Genomic DNA, 15,991 nt, shown 5'->3' on the forward strand with positions numbered 1-15,991 from the left:
ACTATGCAAATTACATTTTATAAATATCAAGGAACAGGGAACGATTTTGTTATGATAGATAACAGATCTTTAAGTTTTCCAAAGGAAGATACCAAGTTAATTAATAAGCTGTGCGACCGTAAGTTTGGAGTGGGAGCAGACGGTTTAATTTTACTTGAGAATGATGAGGAATTAGATTTTAAAATGGTGTATTACAATGCAGATGGTAATGAAAGTACTATGTGCGGTAATGGAGGAAGGTGTCTTGTTGCATTTGCTAATTTTTTAGGTGTGATAAAAGAAAAAACCACATTTAATGCTGTAGATGGTTTACACAATGCTACTATTAATGCAGATATAGTAAGTTTACAAATGATTGATGTTGAAAATATAAAGGAAAAAGAAAATTACTCTTTTTTAAATACGGGTTCTCCGCATCATGTGCAATTGGTAGATGATGTTACTAATTTTGATGTTTTTACAGAAGGGAAAAAAATTAGGTACGGACTTTATGGTGAAGCTGGTAGTAATGTAAATTTTGTGGCTAAAAATGATAACGGCTATACTGTACGTACTTATGAAAGAGGTGTAGAAGATGAGACCTTATCATGCGGTACAGGTGTTACCGCTGTAGCTATAGCAATGCATAAATCTAAAAATACTAATTTAACAACAATACCTATTAAGGTAATGGGTGGTAATTTAGAAATTAGCTTTACGGTAGATAAAGATGGTTATAAAAATGTGTTTTTAACAGGTCCAGCAAAACAAGTTTTTAAAGGAGAAATAGTATGCTAAGTTTACAAGGAGATCGCATATATTTGCGTGCTATAGAGCCTAGTGATCTAGATTTTTTGTATCAATTAGAAAATGATACTAATATTTGGGAAATTAGCGGTACTACAGCTCCTTATGCAAAACATATTTTAGAATTGTATTTGCAAAATGCCTATAAAGATATTTATGAAGCTAAACAATTACGCCTTTGTATTTGTGATACAGAAGATCTTGTTATTGGATTGGTAGATTTGTTTGATTTTGACCCTGCCAATAAAAAGGTAGGTTTGGGCATTATAGTATCAGAAAAAAAGAAAAGAAATAAAGGAATTGGAGCAGAAGCGTTAGATTTGGTTTGTGCTTACGTGTTTCAAGTTTTGCAAGTGCATCAAATTTATGCAAATGTTTTAGCAGATAATGATGCTAGTAAACATTTGTTTAAAAAAATGGGCTTTATTGCTGCTGGTGTTAAAAAAGATTGGATTTTTACTGGCAGTACGTTTAAAGATGAAATATTATATCAAAAGATAAATAATTAATGTATTTAAAAAGAATTTTAGTAGCAGTTTTACTTATAGGTTTAGTAGGTTGTAGTGTTTTTGCCTATATGGTTTACGGAGTGTTTTTTGTTGATAACACTAATTTTAATAATGATGCGGCATACGTATATATAAAGTCTACAGACGATTTTAACGATATAAAAGAGCAAGTTACACCGTTACTAGGTAGTATACAAGATTTTGAAGCGGCTGCTAAACGTAAGGGTTATATAAATAATGTTAAAGCAGGTAAGTTTGAAATTAAAAAAGGAATGAATAATAATGAGATCATTAACTCGCTTCGTGGTCGTAACATACCTGTTAAGGTTTCATTTAATAACCAAGAAACCTTAGAAGACTTAGCAGGTAGAGTAGCGGTTCAGATTGAAGCTGATAGTGTGTCTTTAATAAACGCATTTAATGAACCTCAATTCTTAAAAGAAAATAATTTTACTCAAGCTAATAAATTAGCAATGTATATTCCTAATAGTTATGAGTTTTATTGGAATAGCTCTGCTGAAACTTTTAGGACTAAAATGCTTACAGAATACAAGCGTTTTTGGAATGATGAAAGAAAAGCCAAAGCAAAATCTTTAGGATTAACAGAAAATGAAGTTGTTGCATTAGCATCTATAGTACATAAAGAAACAGCTAAAGTAGATGAAAGGCCAAGAGTTGCTGGTGTATACTTAAACAGGTTGCGTAAAGGGATGTTGTTGCAAGCAGATCCCACTGTTATTTATGCGTTAAAATTACATCAAAATAATTTTAAGCAAGTAATTAAAAGAGTTCTTTATAAAGATTTAAAATTAGACTCTCCTTATAATACATATATGTACGCTGGTTTGCCTCCTGGGCCAATTGCAATGCCAGACATTTCTGCTGTAAATGCTGTTTTAAATTCGGAAAAACATAACTACTATTACTTTGTTGCTAACGTAGAAAACTTTGGTTATCACAAGTTTGCAAAAACATTATCGCAACATAACCGAAATAAAGAGCAATATATCCGATGGATAAACAAGCAAAACATTAACAGATAAACACTTAATCCGTTAATTGGTGTCGAATATCCTAAAAATCTCATCTTTTATGCTTTTTTAACATTTTAAGAACAATATGAGGAGTAAATTTGCACCCGAGAAATTTAAGCTGACTTAATATTAATTTAATATTAGACCGTAAGTCTTAAGAAATGAAACTATATGAGAAAGTGGATTAATAAGTTAATCCCCCTAATCATGATTTTTATTTTAACGAGTTTTAGTTACAATATTATTGTGCCAAAAATAGGTACAGTGGCATTACCTAAAACACTTAAAATAGATGAACCTACAGAAGTTTTGTATCCCAAATACAAAACTGCTATTGAGAATGATGATGAAATGTTGAGTGTAAGTCCTCCTTTTTTAGGAGATTCATACAACGCATTTAAAGAAGCTCTTGCATTTAAGGAGTCTCAGGGAGATTATTTTGTGACAAACACATTAGGGTACTTAGGAAAGTATCAGTTTGGATCAGAAACACTGCAACTATTAGGGGTTACCAATGTAACTGCCTTTTTGAGCAATCCTATTTTACAAGAAAAGGTGTTTTACGCCAATTTATGTAGAAATAAATGGATTTTACGTAGAGATATTAAGCGATTTGCAGGTCGTAAAATAGCTGGGTTAGAAATAACCGAATCTGGAATCTTGGCAGCAGCACATCTAGCAGGGCCAGGCAATGTAAAAAAGTTTTTACGTTCTAGAGGTACGCACACAGTACAAGATGCTTATGGATCTAGTATTGTTTATTACATGAAAATTTTTGCAGGTTATGATGTATCTGTTGTGAAAGCACTACGAAACCCAAGAATTTAAAATACTACACAATGAAAATGGAAAAAGCCTCAGTGTTATTGCGAGGCTTTTTTTTTATGCTTGAAAAATAAATATTGTAGGTCTTTTATTTAAGTCTATATTTATTTTTTTCCATTCTGCTACAGAGTTTGTTGCTATTTGTTCTGTTGGTAATGTAATGTCTGTTGCAATGCATAACAATGTATGTGGAGCAAGTGTTTTTAAAAACTCAGCCAACAACTTGTCATTTCTATAAGGGGTTTCTATAAATATTTGCGATTGATTGTTGTCTTTAGAAATACGCTCCATTTTTTTTATAACAGCTTTCCTTTCACTACAATCAATAGGTAAGTAGCCATTAAAAGCAAAACTTTGACCGTTTAAACCACTGGCCATAAGTGCTAAAAATATAGAGGAGGGTCCTACTAAAGGTACTACTTGTATGTTTTTTTGATGAGCAATTTTAACCACTTCTGCTCCGGGATCTGCTATTCCTGGGCATCCAGCTTCAGATATTATACCTATACTTTTTCCTTCAAGGCAAGGATCTAAAAAACTTGGTATTATTTGTGGATCTGTAAACTTATTAATTAACTCTATTTGTAAACTAGGTTGAGATTTACCTGAGCTTATTTTTTTTATAAATCGCCTTGCAGTTTTTTCATTTTCAACAATATAGTAATCTATTTGCTCTATTGTTCTTTTTATAGATATTGGTAACACTTCCAATGGTTCATTGTCACCCAAAGTAGTAGGTATTAAATATAGTTTTCCTTTTTTGGTAGTGTTTTCCATAGGTTATTGGTTTTTTAATGTTTTGGCAATATTTGTACAGGCTTGGTCTATTAAGTTGTAAACATTTTCAAAACCTTGGTCGCCACCATAATAAGGGTCAGGTACTTCGGTAATTTTTGTATCGCCAAAATTTAGCAATAATTTTACCTTATTTTTGTGTTCTGGTGATTGGGCTAGTGCAATAACATTATTGTAATTGCTATTATCCATTACAAAAATGGTTGTAAAATTATTAAAATCTTCTACAGTAAATTTTCGGCATACTTGTTTACTAATATCTATTCCGTATTTATTGGCTACGGCAATAGATCTTGGGTCAGGAGCATTTCCTATGTGGTAACCTGCAGTGCCTGCAGAGTCTACAAATACAGTGTTTGGGTTTACTTTGTTTTTTAGTATCCCTTCGGCCAATGGTGACCTACAAATATTTCCTAGGCAAACCATTAGTATTTTTGTCATTATCTTAAAATTTAAGAGAATTTTTTAGTAAGATCTTCTATGTATTTGCGAAACTGTTTGTCTGTTTCTGCTAAATTATCTACAGTTTTACAAGCGTGTAGCACTGTAGCGTGGTCTCTTTTTCCTATTTGTGATCCTATACTTGCTAAAGATGCTTTTGTAAATCTTTTTGCAAAAAACATTGCCAATTGTCTAGCTTGTACAATATGTCTTTTTCTGGTTTTAGATTGTAATGTAGAAACATCCATTTCAAAATAATCAGAAACAACTTTTTGTATATAATCTATAGAAACTTCTCTTTTTGTATTTTTTACAAATTTCTCAACTATTTGTTGGGCAAGCTCTATTGTAATTTCTTTTTTGTTAAAGGAAGATTGAGCTATTAACGAAATAACAGCGCCTTCTAGCTCTCTAATATTAGATTTTATGTTTTTGGCAACATAATCTATAATCTCTTCAGGCATCTCTACGCCATCTCTATAAAGCTTGTTCTTTAAAATAGAGACTCTTGTTTCGTAATCTGGAGTTTGTAACTCTGCAGATAATCCCCATTTAAATCTAGATAACAAACGCTGCTCTATGTCTTGCATATCTACAGGAGCTTTGTCTGATGTTAAGATTACCTGTTTTCCATTTTGGTGTAAATGGTTAAAAATATGAAAGAAAACATCTTGCGTACCTGATTTTCCAGATAAAAACTGAACATCATCAATAATTAAAATATCTATTAATTGGTAAAAATGAATAAAATCATTTCTAGTATTCTTTTTAACAGACTCTATATATTGTTGAGTGAATTTTTCAGCAGAAATATATAATACAGTCCTTTCTGGGTATTTATCTTTTATTTCTACACCAATTGCGTGTGCAAGGTGAGTTTTACCTAAACCAACACCGCCAAAAATTAATAATGGGTTAAAAGATGTTCCTCCAGGCTTATTAGCTACTGCCATACCAGCAGATCTTGCAAGCCTATTAGAGTCACCTTCTAAAAAGTTATCAAAATTATAGTTAGGGTTTAACTGAGATTCTATTTTTATGTTTCTAATACCAGGAATAACAAACGGATTTCTTAACTCAGGATTTTTAGATTTTATTGGTACATCTAACTCTTGAGGTGAAACGGTTGTTCTGTTTGAACTTGGTATTTTTTCTGTAAAAGGTTCTCTGTTGCCGTAAGTGTTTTCCATTCTAATAATGTAAACCAGCTTAGCGCTTTCCCCTAATTCTTTTGTAAGTGAAACTTTTAGTAGTTTCACATAGTGCTCTTCTAGCCATTCATAAAAGAATTTACTAGGAACCTGGACACTTAAAGAATTATCTGATAGTTTAATTGGTTTTATAGGTTCAAACCAGGTTTTGAATGCTTGGGGTTGTATATTGTCTTTGATAAAAGACAAACAATTATTCCATACTGATTCTGCAGTAACACTCATTATTAGATAATCTTTTTTTGGTTAGTATTGTGTTCTCTCTGAAAGAAAATACGGGGATGTTAACTTCCTTATCAGGGGTGGCAAATATGTGAACAAAATTTCTAAAAAAAAAATCAATTACTATTGAATTTGAAGTTTTTTTTTTGCATGTTGTAAGCATAGAATTTCCCATCCTTTAAATATATAATTTTTGTTGATATAATTATGCGAAAAAATAAAATTTCTTTTACTGTAAGATATGGAGAAACAGATCAAATGGGAGTGGTGTATCACGGTAACTACGCGCAATACCTAGAGTTGGGGAGGTTAAGTTGGTTAAAGGATTTAGATGTTTCCTACAAAAAAATGGAAGAAACCGGAGTTGTATTGCCAGTAATTTCCTTACAGATTAATTTTAAGAAATCTGCGCTTTATGATGACACTTTGACGGTGGTAACTAAGCTCAAAAAAAAGCCTTCTGTTAAGATAGAATTTGACTATGAAATTTACAATGAAAATGATGAATTGTTAGTAACAGCAAATACTATTTTGGCATTCTTAAATAAAGAAACTAAAAAGCCTATAAAATGTCCAGAATATGTGTTAAAAAAGATTGATGAATTTTATGATTTTTAATCTTTAATTACAACATACTGCATGGTATTAAAAATTTCAAAAATTTCGTTAGCTTTTGTTTTTCTTACTGAAATTATGTAAACACAATTAGATTCTAACTTTTGACTTATAATGTCTAGTTTTTTTTGCTTAATAACTCTCATTACACTATTCATATCCTTATACGCAAAGGTAATTGTGTATAGTTTAGTTATTATTTTCTTTTTAATGTCTGCACTCTCAATTGCAAGTTGTGCGGCTGTTTTATATGCGCTAATTAAGCCACCAACACCTAATTTTGTCCCTCCAAAAATACGTACTACAACAACAAGTACATTTGTAAGGTTGTATGCTTGTATTTGTCCGTATATAGGTTGTCCGGCAGAATTATTTGGTTCGCCATCATCATTTGCTCTATACCTAATGGTATCTGTTCCTAGTTGCCAGGCATAACATGCGTGGTTTGCTGTGTGATGTTGCTTTTTTAAATCTTCAATAATAGGTTTAACATCATCCTCAGATGTTATAGGAAATACATAGCCAATAAATTTGCTTTTCTTTTCTTTAAAGAGAATTTCGGGACTTGGTTTATCTATGGTTAAATAAGTGTCTTTTTCTGTGCTCATATTATATTGCCATTAAAATTATACTGCAAACTGCAAGTCCTATTCCTAGCCAGTTTTTAATGCTTAATTTTTCATTAAAAAAAACAATACCAATTAGTGTAGTAAATAAAACTATAGCAACATTATTAATTGTAAAAACTGTTGCGTTTGTAAAGTTGGAGCTTCTTAGCGCTTTAATTAGGTAATAAATAGAGAAAAAATTAGGTATGCCAAGACATATACCAGCTAATATATTTTTAAAATTTATTTTTAAAGGGTGTTTTTTGGTTCTAACTAATATAAAAAGCACACCAAATACACCTGCAGCTAAAAATATAAAGGAAGAAAATAAAGGGATTTTTGCATCGTTAACGTAAGCTTCTTCTAAATACTTAATGCTAATATCTATAGTGCCAGAACCTAAAAAAACTAAAAAAGGTAACAATAGTGTATTTTTTTTTATAGTGCTCTTATTTGTTTTGGTGGAGGCAAGGTAAACTGCGGCTAACGCTAATAGTATGCCTATTGTTTTTATATTGGTAAGTGTTTCATTATACAAAAAAATACCACCAATTACAGGCACTACCAAAGACATTTTAGTGGCCACAGATGTAACGGATACACCTAAATTTTGAGATGTTTTTGCCATAATGTAAAATACAAGTATAAACAAAACACCTAAAAATAAAGCTCCTAAAAACCAAGGTTCATGTGTTAAATTTGTTGGGTTAATTGGTGCTTCGTAAAATAATAATCCTACCAAACAAGCAACAAAGTAGTTTGTTATTATGGCGTATAATGTTTGTATTTTAAAAATTTGAAAAAGCTTGAATATTACAAAAATTAAACTAGAGAATAAAATGCTAAGTATTAAGCTAATCATATTTATAACTTACTTTTTAGGTTAATGATATCTTCTTTGCCTACCTGTAAATTCCAGCTTTTAATGCCTAGTTTTTCTGCTGCAACTGTATTTTCTTTGGTATCATCAATAAAAAAAGTTTCTTCTGGCTTTAAGTTATTTTCTTTAAGTACAAATTCGTAAATAGCAGCGTTAGGTTTTCTAAAATTTATTAAATGCGACAAATAAAATTGTTCAAAACAGTTTTTAAATCTATTATATCTATCAATGCTCATATTTTCAATTACTTGTTTTATGTGTAACTCGTTGGTGTTACTAAGTAAAAACAGACGATAATTATTTTCATTGGCAAGTGTTTCAATAAATAATAAGCGCTCTTCAGGAAAATCTAAAATAATTTTGTTCCATGCATGTTTTAATTCTTGTGGTGTGGCAGCAGGAAAAATTTTGTTTGTTTTATTTATAAAATCATCAGAAGAAATTAACCCCTTTTCATAATTCTTCATTAATAAGTCTAGCTCAGGGGTAATTTTGGTAAAACCAAATTTACTTAATTCTAATGCGGTAGCTGTTTTGTTCAGGTTTATAAAAATATCGCCAAAATCAAAAATTATATTCTTAATCATTATAGTAGGTCTTTAAGGTATCGGTTTTAATAGTGTCTGTGCTTTTTAGTTTCCCTGTAAATTTTGGTGCTACAATACCTTTGTTAAAGTTTGTAATGCCAGTAAAAACACGTGCTTCATCCCAAAGGTTTTCGTTAATAAAGGTTTGTAGTGTTTTGGAACCGCCTTCAATAATTACGCTAAGTATATTGTGCTTATGTAGAATATTGCAAATTTGCATAGCTAAAGGTTTTTTAAAATTTACACTTTCGTAAATAATACCTTGTAGTTGTTTGTTTTTGCTAAACTCTTTTGTTATTACAATAGTTTTTGCAGTCGTATTTAATATGTTTTTGCTTGCATCAACCTTTAAATTTTGATCTATAATAATTCTAGTAGGAGACTTTCCGTGCCAGTTTCTAACATCTAGTTTGGGATTGTCCTCTATAACTGTATTTGTGCCAACTAAAATACCTTGTTCTTCACTTCTCCATTGGTGTACAAGTTGTCTGGCTGCTTTTGTAGTTATCCAAAAAGGTTCTGGCGTGGCACTTCTTTTTTCTTGCAGTGGCGCAATAAAACCATCATTTGTTTCTGCCCATTTTAGTATAATATACGGCCTCTTTTTTTCATAAAAACATAAAAAACGCTTATGATGTTCTCTGCATTCTTTCTCTAAAACACCGGTTATTACATTGCACCCTGCGTTTTTAAGTTTTTTAATTCCGTTGCCAGACACTTTTTCATGCGGATCTTTTAACCCTATAATAATATTTGGTATTTTATGCTTAATAATTAAATCTGCACATGGCGGGGTTTTACCGTAATGAGAGCAAGGCTCTAAAGTAACATAAATGGTAGCCTCTTTTAAAACAGATTTATCTTTAACGTTATTTATGGCATTAACTTCTGCATGTGGACCCCCATAAGGAGAGGTAAAACCTTCTGCAATTATTCTATTATTATGTACAATTAATGCGCCAACCATAGGATTAGGAAAAGTAGAACCTAAACCGTTTTTGGCAATTTGTATGCAGCGTAAAATGTATTTTTCATGTATCTTCACTTCGCAAAAATAGAATAATATTAAGATATAGTTTTTGTTTTATGGATAATGTAGTTATTAGGCCAATTTTACAGAAAGATAATGCAGCTGTTGCAGAGGTAATTAGGCAAGTATTGGTAGATTTAGGAGTGCCAAAAGTTGGCACTGCCTATGCAGATAAATCCTTAGATTGTATGTATGAAAACTACAATGTACCTAAAGCAACATATTTTGTGGCGGAGCTAAACGGTAAAATTTTAGGATGTGCAGGAGTTGCACAATTAGAAAATTATGATAGTGATACCTGCGAATTGCAAAAAATGTACTTTTTAGAAGAAGCAAGAGGTAAAGGTTTAGGAAGTAAAATGATGGATGCTTGTATTTCTAAGGCGCGAGAATATCGTTTTAAAAAATGCTATTTAGAAACAATGCCATACATGAAAGATGCACAAAAACTATATAAAAAAACAGGTTTTAAATATATAGATTGCCGTATGGGGGATACAGGGCATTATTCATGTCCTGTTTTTATGTTATTAAATTTATAAGGGTAAGTCTGTAAAAAAATAATTAAGCCGCGGGTTTTAAGTATGTTATTAAAAGAAATTAAGAAAATTTACCATATAGAATTGGCAGCTATTTACCCGACACAAGAGGTAGATAGTTTTTTTTATATGACAATAGAGCATTATTTAAAACTAGATCGTTTTATACTAGCTTTACAACCTAATTATGTAATTAATAAAGAAGAAGAGGATGTTTTGTTTTTGGTAATTAATCAACTTAAAGAGCAAATTCCAATACAGTATATTTTAGGTACCGCACATTTTATGGGTTTAAATTTTAATGTAAACTCTAATGTGTTAATACCCAGACCAGAAACAGAAGAGTTAGTAAGTTGGGTTTTAGATGAAGTAAATGTTGATGAGGAAATTACAATATTAGATATAGGTACTGGTAGTGGTTGTATAGCAATAACACTAGCTAAAAATTTGCCAAAAGCTAAGGTGTTTGCTTTAGATGTTTCTAAAGAGGCAATAAAGGTTGCTAAAAGTAATGCAGAAGTTAATAATGTAGATGTAACCTTTATAGAGAAGAATATTTTAGAAGAAATTAATTTAGCAGAAAAGTTTGATGTTGTTGTTTCAAATCCTCCATATGTTAGAGATTTAGAGAAAAGCGAGATGAGTGCAAATGTTTTAGAGCATGAGCCTAATTTAGCTCTTTTTGTTTCAGATACTAATCCATTAGTCTTTTACAAGGCTATCTCAAGTTTCTCTTTGAAGCATTTACGTAAAGATGGGAAATTATTTTTTGAGATTAATCAATATCTAGGTGAAAAAACAAAGCAACTTTTAGTAAATCATAACTATAAAAATATCTATTTAAAAAAAGATATTTTTGGTAATGATAGGATGTTAAAAGGACAGATAAATAGCTAAACTAAATACAATAAAAATATCAATTCAGTTTATCAGATAATGAATAAAGCTGAATTTAAAAAATAAACAAAATGTCTGTAAAAGAGCAAATTGAAGCATTACGTGACGAGCTGCGTAAACACAACCATAATTATTATGTTTTAGATACTCCAACCATATCAGATTATGATTTTGATTTAAAATTAAAGGAATTACAAGCATTAGAAGCTAAGCATCCAGAATTTTATGATGCTAATTCGCCTACACTACGTGTTGGAGGAGAAATTACTAAGAATTTTAATACAGTTGTGCATGAGTACAGAATGTATTCTTTAGATAACTCTTACTCTAAAGAAGATTTGTTAGATTGGGAAAAAAGGGTTGAAAAAATAATAGGAGATTCTAATATAGAATTTACGTGTGAGCTAAAGTATGATGGGGCTTCAATAAGTTTAACTTATGAAGATGGAAAATTAGTAAGAGCAGTTACTAGAGGAGATGGTTTTCAGGGTGATGAAGTAACTACGAATATTAAAACCATTAAATCAGTTCCATTACAATTAAAGGGAGACTACCCTGCTAAGTTTGATATAAGAGGGGAAATTGTATTGCCTTTTGAGGGGTTTAATAAAATGAATGAAGAGCGAATAGCAAACGGAGAAGATCCTTATATGAATCCTAGGAATACAGCGTCTGGTAGTTTAAAATTGCAAGATAGTTCTTTGGTTGCACAGCGCCCATTAGAGTGCTTATTGTACAGTGTTGTTGGTGCAAATTTAAATATAGAAACACAGTTTGAAGCCTTAGAAAAAACACGCTCTTGGGGTTTTAAGGTGCCAACAGTTGCCAAGTTGTGTAAAAGTGTAGACGAGGTTATGGCATTTGTAGAATATTGGGATGTACATAGGCATGAGTTACCTTATGAAACAGATGGAGTGGTGGTTAAAGTAAATACATTACGTTACCAAGAAGAGTTAGGGTATACTTCTAAATCTCCACGTTGGGCAATGGCTTATAAGTTTAAAGCAGAGCAGGTTTCTACGGTTTTAAATGAAATAAGTTACCAAGTTGGTCGTACGGGAGCAATTACTCCTGTTGCTAATTTAGAGCCTGTTTTGTTGGCAGGTACAACGGTAAAAAGAGCATCATTGCATAATGCAGATCAAATAGAAAAATTAGATGTTAGAGTAGGAGATACTGTTTTTGTAGAAAAAGGAGGAGAGATAATCCCTAAAATTGTGGGTGTTAATTTAGAGGTAAGACCACAAGATTCTTTACCTACGCATTACATAGAACATTGTCCAGAGTGTAATACAGAATTAATTAGAACAGAGGGCGATGCAAAGCATTATTGCCCTAATGAATATGGTTGTCCGCCACAAATAACAGGTAAAATTCAGCATTTTATATCCAGAAAAGCAATGGATATAGATGGTTTAGGTAGTGAAACTGTAGAGTTATTGTTTAAAGAAGGATTAATAAAAAATTACGCAGATTTGTACACTCTAACAGTAGAGCAGTTGTTGCCTTTGGAGCGTATGGCAAAAAAATCTGCAGAAAATCTTGTAAAAGGTGTTGCTGCATCTGTAGAGATACCTTTTGAGCGTGTTTTGTTTGCATTAGGTATACGTTTTGTTGGTGAAACTGTAGCTAAAAAATTAGCTAAAGCTTATAAAAACATAGATGCCTTAATGTATGCTTCTGCATTAGAGCTTGCTACCGTAGATGAAATTGGTGAGCGTATAGCTTCTAGTGTTGTTGAGTTTTTTCAGAATGAAATTAATTTAGATATCATAAATAGGTTAAAAAGTTACGGACTCCAGTTTCAGGTATCAGCAGATAAACTTTTAAATCAAACTGAAAAATTAAAGGGTCAAACGTACGTTGTTTCTGGTGTTTTTGAAATGAGTAGAAATGACCTTAAAAAATTAATTGAGGATAACGGAGGTAAAGTAGGATCTTCCATTTCATCTAAAACAACCTTTTTAATTGCAGGAGATAAAATGGGTCCTAGTAAACGCACAAAGGCAGAAAGTTTAAATGTGCCAATTATTACAGAACAAGAATTTTTAGAAAAATTGACTTAATTTTTAACACATGTAAGTGTTTTTATTTGAGGTGTTTATCTTTATGTTTTTTATTTATATTTCATTTTGTTATATTTATAACAAAATGTTTTATTTAAAAAACAAAGTAGCTTTGTATCTTTGCATTAAATTGTGCTAGATAATAATTACATTTGTGTAAATGTAAATTGCATGTTAAAAGGCATAAAAAATAAATTTAAGCGCAAGGCTGCTGTTAAATTTTTAAACGACAACAAAAACAAGCGTATGGCCTGTTCTAGGGTTAAAAAAGGAATTGCTAAAGTTGGTTGTATAGTAGATTTAGATAATGTGCCAGATGGTACAATATTTAATGAGTTTATAAAGGAATTTTCATTACAGCCAAACGCATTAAAAATAATAGGGTATAAGGCAGAGCATGATAAAAACTCGCCTTACTCAACACCTGTTTTTTCTGAAGAAGATTTAGGTTGGGGAGCAAAAATAGAAAATAGTTACGCATTAGAATTTTTAGATAATGAGTATGATATGCTAATAAGCTATTATACAGAAGAAAATTTACTATTGCAATTAATGACTATGCAATCCAAAGCCAGATTAAAAGTTGGTTTTGGTGAAATTGATGAGAATTTAAATGATTTAATCTTAAATATACCAAATAAAGATTTTAGCATTTTTAAAAATGAATTGGGAAAGTATCTCTCGGTTTTAAATGAAATATAATAAGAACGTACTACTTATGGCGCGTTCTTAAATTTTGATTACTAAATTTATACGTGTGAAAGAATTAGTTGGTACTGGTGTTGCACTAGTTACACCTTTTAAGGAAGATTTGTCTGTAGATGTTACAGCATTAAAAAATATTGTTGAATACAATATAGCTAATGGTATTAATTACTTAGTGGTTTTAGGTACCACAGGAGAACCGGCAACGCTAACGGAAGAAGAAAAACAGTTGGTTATAGATACTGTTGTTAAGGTTAATGCAGGTAGGTTACCTTTAGTTTTAGGGGTTGGCGGAAATAATACAATGGCAGTAGTTGCAGAGTTAAAAAGTAGAGATTTAAGCAATTTTGTGGCTGTATTATCTGTTTCTCCTTATTATAATAAACCAACTCAAGAAGGGATTTATCAACACTTTAAAGCCATTTCCCTAGCATCCCCAAAGCCAATAATCTTATATAATGTACCGGGTAGAACAGGTAGTAATATGTTGCCATCTACTACGGTTAGGTTAGCAAAAGACTTTAGTAACATAGTTGCTATAAAAGAAGCATGCGGAGATATGGTTCAAATACTATCTATTATAAAAGATAAACCTAAAGATTTTATGGTAATTTCTGGAGACGACTTTACGGCTTTGTCTACTGTGTTAGCAGGAGGGTCTGGAGTAATTTCTGTTATAGGACAAGGTATTCCGGCAGAGTTTTCTAAAGTTATTTCTCTTGGTTTAGAAAACAATGCAGCAGAAGCTCATCTGTTATACAACACTTTGCATGACGTTATAGATTATATATTTAAAGAAGGAAACCCTGCAGGTATTAAAGCTATTTACCAAAACCTAGGCTTGGCTACAGCAAAAGTTAGACTTCCTTTACTTGAGGCAACACCAGAACTAAAGTCAACAATAAATACATTTATGAATAGCTTTAATAAGCAATTAGCTTAGATATTCGCAATTTTAATGAAATTTTAAGTTAAAACTTAGCCAAAAACTACGGTTAACAATATTCACATTCCTATTTTAGCGGTATAAAAAATGTTTTTTATATCCGTATATAATGACTAATTTTGCAAAATGTTTTTAAGAATGAAGAAATTATTACCACTTTTATTGTTGGTGTTAGTCTTAGGCTCTTGTAGTGAATACCAAAAGGTATTAAAAAACCAAGACGTTAAGGCTAAGTATGAAATGGCCGAAGAGTTTTATGATAAGGGCGATTTTAAAAGAGCAAACCGTTTATTAGAACAAATAGTTTCTAATTACATAGGTAAGCCACAAGGAGAGCGTGTAATGTTTTTTCATGCAAATAGTTATTATCAAATTAAAGATTATAACAACGCAGGCTATCAGTTTGAGCGTTTTGTAAAAGCGTATCCAAGAAGTGAAAAAGTTCAGGAAGCTTCTTTTTTAGGAGCAAAGAGTTATTCTTTTTTATCGCGTAAATATTCTTTAGATCAGACAGATACTGATAAGGCTTTGTTAAAGATACAAAACTTTATAAACACGTATCCAGATTCTGAATATTTACCTGAAGCAAACGAAATTGCTGCTGCTTTAACTAGAAAAAAAGAGAAGAAAGCATTAGAAATAGCTAAACAATTTACTAAATTAGGTGAGTTTTATGATTTAGAATACTCTATTTCTGCAATAAAAGCATTAGAAAACTTTATGTTAGATAATCCTGGATCTATATATAAAGAAGAAGCATTATATTACAAGGCGCTTGCAGCTTATAATTTAGCAATAAATAGTCATCCTAGTAAAAAGGAAGAGCGTTTAAAGGCTGCTAATGAAGCTAATGGTAAGTTAATGAAAACTTTTCCAGAAACAGAGTTTGCTAAAAAAGCAAATAATATGAAGGAAAGATTAGATAAAGAATTACAAAATTATTCAAAATAAATATTAGGCTATGAATATGAACGACTTGAAAAATTCAAAAGCAGCTGTATCTACAACTACAATTAATAAAAATGAGTTTGATGCTGGTACAGGAAATATATATGAAGCAATTTCTATAGTTTCTAAAAGAGCAATACAGATTAACTCTGATATTAAAAAAGAACTTTTAGAGAAGTTAGAAGAATTTGCTACGTACAATGATAGTTTAGATGAAATTTTTGAAAACAAGGAGCAAATTGAGGTTTCTAAGTTTTATGAAAAATTACCAAAACCACACGCTTTAGCAGTAACAGAGTGGTTAGAGGATAGAATATACCACAGAAACACAGCGAAAGACTCATAAA

At 31.2% G+C, this 15,991-nt stretch carries 19 protein-coding genes; 12 read left to right on the plus strand and 7 right to left on the minus strand.

Translation table 11 applies throughout. The features are described from left to right. The first annotated feature begins 3 nt into the window (after positions 1–3). From dapF to BFJ87_RS08265, 4 genes are all read left to right on the plus strand, one after another. Entirely contained in the window at positions 4–777 is a 774-nt protein-coding gene (gene dapF, locus BFJ87_RS08250; RefSeq protein ID WP_077402650.1) for a diaminopimelate epimerase, read from the plus strand. Further along, the gene (locus tag BFJ87_RS08255; protein ID WP_077402653.1) at positions 771–1,295 is read left to right on the plus strand and encodes a GNAT family N-acetyltransferase; all 525 of its coding nucleotides are present in this window, start codon (positions 771–773) and stop codon (positions 1,293–1,295) included. The genes dapF and BFJ87_RS08255 overlap by 7 nt, the downstream gene beginning before the upstream one ends. Further along, entirely contained in the window at positions 1,295–2,338 is a 1,044-nt protein-coding gene (mltG, locus tag BFJ87_RS08260; RefSeq protein WP_077402656.1) for an endolytic transglycosylase MltG, read from the plus strand. Before BFJ87_RS08255 ends, mltG begins: the two co-directional genes overlap by 1 nt. 162 nt (positions 2,339–2,500) lie before the next feature. Beyond that, a complete protein-coding gene (locus BFJ87_RS08265; protein WP_077402659.1) occupies positions 2,501–3,157 on the plus strand; it encodes a hypothetical protein in 657 nt (218 codons plus the stop codon). 54 nt (positions 3,158–3,211) lie between these two features. Here the strand turns inward: BFJ87_RS08265 and BFJ87_RS08270 are convergent, their stop codons facing one another. From BFJ87_RS08270 to dnaA, 3 genes are read right to left on the minus strand one after another with little or no spacing between them, the layout of a single operon-like run. After that, positions 3,212–3,931 (minus strand): SAM-dependent methyltransferase, encoded by a 720-nt coding sequence (locus BFJ87_RS08270; protein WP_077402662.1) that lies wholly within the window; start codon positions 3,929–3,931, stop codon positions 3,212–3,214. Between the two features lie 3 nt (positions 3,932–3,934). Next, on the minus strand, positions 3,935–4,390 hold the full coding sequence (locus BFJ87_RS08275; protein WP_077402665.1) for a low molecular weight protein-tyrosine-phosphatase: 456 nt from the start codon (positions 4,388–4,390) through the stop codon (positions 3,935–3,937). 11 nt (positions 4,391–4,401) lie between these two features. After that, complete coding sequence (gene dnaA, locus BFJ87_RS08280) at positions 4,402–5,826, minus strand: chromosomal replication initiator protein DnaA (RefSeq protein ID WP_077402668.1); 1,425 nt, start codon at positions 5,824–5,826, stop codon at positions 4,402–4,404. 204 nt (positions 5,827–6,030) lie between these two features. Between dnaA and BFJ87_RS08285 the strand changes: the two genes are divergently transcribed. After that, positions 6,031–6,441, plus strand: coding sequence for an acyl-CoA thioesterase (locus BFJ87_RS08285; RefSeq protein ID WP_077402671.1), 411 nt, complete (start codon positions 6,031–6,033; stop codon positions 6,439–6,441). Here the strand turns inward: BFJ87_RS08285 and BFJ87_RS08290 are convergent. The 4 genes from BFJ87_RS08290 to ribD are packed head-to-tail and all read right to left on the minus strand — an operon-like array spanning position 6,438 to position 9,558. Continuing rightward, entirely contained in the window at positions 6,438–7,046 is a 609-nt protein-coding gene (locus tag BFJ87_RS08290; RefSeq protein WP_077402674.1) for an IMPACT family protein, read from the minus strand. The two genes, BFJ87_RS08285 and BFJ87_RS08290, sit on opposite strands and share 4 nt — an antisense overlap. Before the next feature lies 1 nt (position 7,047). Beyond that, entirely contained in the window at positions 7,048–7,908 is an 861-nt protein-coding gene (locus BFJ87_RS08295) for a DMT family transporter (protein ID WP_077402677.1), read from the minus strand. A gap of 2 nt (positions 7,909–7,910) precedes the next feature. Next, entirely contained in the window at positions 7,911–8,513 is a 603-nt protein-coding gene (locus tag BFJ87_RS08300; RefSeq protein ID WP_077402680.1) for an HAD-IA family hydrolase, read from the minus strand. After that, entirely contained in the window at positions 8,506–9,558 is a 1,053-nt protein-coding gene (gene ribD, locus BFJ87_RS08305; RefSeq protein WP_077402683.1) for a bifunctional diaminohydroxyphosphoribosylaminopyrimidine deaminase/5-amino-6-(5-phosphoribosylamino)uracil reductase RibD, read from the minus strand. Before ribD ends, BFJ87_RS08300 begins: the two co-directional genes overlap by 8 nt. 41 nt (positions 9,559–9,599) lie before the next feature. Between ribD and BFJ87_RS08310 the strand changes: the two genes are divergently transcribed. From BFJ87_RS08310 to BFJ87_RS08340, 7 genes are all read left to right on the plus strand, one after another. Next, positions 9,600–10,085: a GNAT family N-acetyltransferase gene (locus BFJ87_RS08310; protein ID WP_077402686.1), complete on the plus strand. Its 486-nt coding sequence runs from the start codon at positions 9,600–9,602 to the stop codon at positions 10,083–10,085. 42 nt (positions 10,086–10,127) lie between these two features. Beyond that, entirely contained in the window at positions 10,128–10,979 is an 852-nt protein-coding gene (gene prmC / locus BFJ87_RS08315) for a peptide chain release factor N(5)-glutamine methyltransferase (RefSeq protein ID WP_077402688.1), read from the plus strand. 71 nt (positions 10,980–11,050) lie between these two features. Next, positions 11,051–13,045, plus strand: a complete 1,995-nt coding sequence (ligA, locus tag BFJ87_RS08320) for an NAD-dependent DNA ligase LigA (RefSeq protein ID WP_077402691.1) — start codon at positions 11,051–11,053, stop codon at positions 13,043–13,045. A gap of 171 nt (positions 13,046–13,216) precedes the next feature. Next, complete coding sequence (locus BFJ87_RS08325) at positions 13,217–13,747, plus strand: DUF6913 domain-containing protein (RefSeq protein ID WP_077402694.1); 531 nt, start codon at positions 13,217–13,219, stop codon at positions 13,745–13,747. Positions 13,748–13,802: 55 nt separating this feature from the next. Further along, positions 13,803–14,693 (plus strand): 4-hydroxy-tetrahydrodipicolinate synthase, encoded by an 891-nt coding sequence (dapA, locus tag BFJ87_RS08330; protein WP_077402769.1) that lies wholly within the window; start codon positions 13,803–13,805, stop codon positions 14,691–14,693. A 141-nt stretch (positions 14,694–14,834) separates the two neighbouring features. Next, complete coding sequence (locus tag BFJ87_RS08335; RefSeq protein ID WP_077402696.1) at positions 14,835–15,647, plus strand: outer membrane protein assembly factor BamD; 813 nt, start codon at positions 14,835–14,837, stop codon at positions 15,645–15,647. A 10-nt stretch (positions 15,648–15,657) separates the two neighbouring features. Then, a complete protein-coding gene (locus BFJ87_RS08340; protein WP_013622851.1) occupies positions 15,658–15,990 on the plus strand; it encodes a DNA-directed RNA polymerase subunit omega in 333 nt (110 codons plus the stop codon). Position 15,991: the final 1 nt, after the last annotated feature.

It is taken from the genome of Cellulophaga omnivescoria (genome assembly GCF_001999725.1).
GTDB classification, from domain to species: domain Bacteria; phylum Bacteroidota; class Bacteroidia; order Flavobacteriales; family Flavobacteriaceae; genus Cellulophaga; species Cellulophaga omnivescoria.